The sequence below is a fragment of the Cytophagia bacterium CHB2 genome, assembly GCA_030263535.1.
Lineage (GTDB): Bacteria > Zhuqueibacterota > Zhuqueibacteria > Zhuqueibacterales > Zhuqueibacteraceae > Coneutiohabitans.
On sequence record SZPB01000589.1, the window covers coordinates 1 to 2,420 of the forward strand.

Below are 2,420 nucleotides of genomic sequence, written 5' to 3' on the forward strand. Positions count from 1 at the left end.
ATTCCAAAATGCGCTTCTTGACTTTTTCCAGGTCGTAATGATCCTCGTCCAGCACCTGGCGCGCATAGGTCACTTCCAAATTATCCTGCGTATCCTTGCTCCACGGCAGCTCGATCAGCCAGTCAAGGTACGTGCGCGAAACGGTGTACTCGGCGGCCGCCGGCGGGATGCGCGCGAGACGATCCAACTCCTTCTCCGCCACCTTCTTCGCTTCTTCCGGCAGTTTGGCTTCTTCGAGCTTTTGGCGCAGCTCGTTGATTTCCGTCGTGCGCTCATCTTCGTCTTCACCCAGCTCGCGCCGAATCGCCTTCATTTGTTCACGCAAGTAATACTCGCGTTGGTTCTTCGAAATCTCGCCCTGTACCTCGCTTTGAATTTTGCTGCCGAGTTCAAGAATTTGCAACTCCTTGCTCAGCAAAAACGTGGTGCGTTCCAGCCGTTTGCGTACCTCGGTGATTTCGAGAATATCCTGCTTTTCCGGCATGGGGATGTTGAGGTTCCACACGATGACATCCGCCAGGCGGCCCGGGCTTTCGGTGTTCATCACCAGCATGGTGTGTTCGGGCGTGAGATAAGGCGCGAGATCAACGGCTTTCTGAAACTGGCCGCGCAGATTCATCACCATGGCTTCGATATCCATACCCTCAACTTTCCCTTCGGGATACGGCTGCACCGCCACCGTCATAAACGGCTCAGTTTGCAGAAAATCGAGAATGCGGCCGCGCGCCACGCCCTGCACCATGGCGCTTTGCGTGCCATCGGGCATTTTGAAAATTTTCATCACCTGCGCGATCGTGCCCCAGCGATAAAGATCGTCAGCGCTCGGATCGTCGATCGAGCCGTCACGTTGCGCTACCACCATGATCAAGCGATCACTGCGAATGGCAGACTCGATCAGTTTCACCGATTTGTCACGGCCAATTGACAAAGGAAGAATTTGTTGGGGAAAAATAACCGTGTTGCGCAGCGGCAACAACGGGAGAACTTTCGGAATTCTGAACTCGATTCCACTTTCTTCAGAATCTTTTTCTGTGTTCATCTGCAATTCCTCTATAATGGGATAAGAAAGATTGCGAAAAATCAGATGATGTGCAACCGTCGCGTTCCACGACGGTTTTCATAGGTTTGCACATCGTCCCAATCCTCCTGAACTACAAGCGTTGGCTTTCAGTAATCAAATATCACGGACAAACGTTGTGCCAACCGCAATAAAGTGAAAATCAATATCCAGGTAGTGCTTTACACCAAAGATTATACACTTTTGGCATGATCTCACAATTTTGGCAGTACCAAAAGCATTGCTAAATTGTCAGGAATGTCAAGACGTCATACGATCATTCAGTTTCGCGAGTAGCGCTGCAATATGCTCCAAAAACCGACGGTCATTTTCCCAAAAGGCATTCGGCGTATGGCTGTCAATATCAATTTCACCATAAATGCGCGTGCCTTTGATCGGCACCACGATTTCTGATTTCGTTTCAAGACTGCAAGCGAGATAACGTGGATCCGCATTCACATCCGGCACGACGATGGTTTGCTCTTCAGCAACCGCTAAGCCACAAATGCCGGAGCCAACCGGAATGCGCGTATGCGGCGTGGGCGCGCCGAGGTAATTGTGGACAACCAATTCATGGCCTTCCAATAAATAAATTCCAGCCCAATCGTATTTGCGAAAATGCCGTTTTAAAAGTTGCACACAATAATGATAGGCGGTGTCCAGGCTGGGCTGATCGCGAAGAAACGTCTCCATCTCCTCCACCACGAGATGGCCGAGCAAAACTTCCAAACCGCGGTGATAACTTCCGGCGCCGTAGCCTGAAATTTGCGCGAGGCAAACCTCGCGGATGACGGAGGTATGGCGAAACTCTTCGCGCCGGTGAATGTCCGAGAGATGCACCTCGACGGCCGGCAGGTTAATGGCGGCCAGGGCGTCGCGCAGCGCATAACTGTAATGCGTCAAAGCGCCGGGATTGATCACGATGCCGGCCGCATTCCGGCGCTCGCTGTGCAAGAAATCCAACAACGCGCCTTCATGATTCGACTGAAAACATTGCACCGCGACATGGCATTGTTCCGCATACTTTGACAACTCCGCATTCAACTCATCCAACGTTGTGCGACCATAAACTTCCGGCTCGCGCTCGCCCAGCAAATTCAGATTCGGGCCGTGTACGATCAAAATTTTTTTCATGTTTGTTGATTTGCTTTCGGATACGGAGTTTTTTTCCAGTTACTCCGTTCACTCCTGTTCAAAAAAAGGTTAGCTTCCCTCGTGCTGGCTCATCTGGTTTAGAGCCGATCGCGAATAAGCTGCGAGATGATGGTCGCGGTTTCATTCGGTGTGTGCTGTGCGAAACTGTCAACCGTAATCTCCGCGCGCATGTAAAAAGACTCGCGCACACTGAAGAGAGTTCGAATGA

General features: G+C 51.2%; 2 protein-coding genes. Both read right to left on the reverse strand.

From position 1 onward, the window contains the following. Window positions 1–1,039: endopeptidase La (locus FBQ85_29235; protein ID MDL1879215.1), on the reverse strand; the 1,039-nt coding region annotated here is incomplete at its 3' end. A gap of 279 nt (window positions 1,040–1,318) precedes the next feature. After that, window positions 1,319–2,191 (reverse strand): type II 3-dehydroquinate dehydratase, encoded by an 873-nt coding sequence (aroQ, locus tag FBQ85_29240; GenBank protein ID MDL1879216.1) that lies wholly within the window; start codon window positions 2,189–2,191, stop codon window positions 1,319–1,321. Window positions 2,192–2,420: the final 229 nt, after the last annotated feature.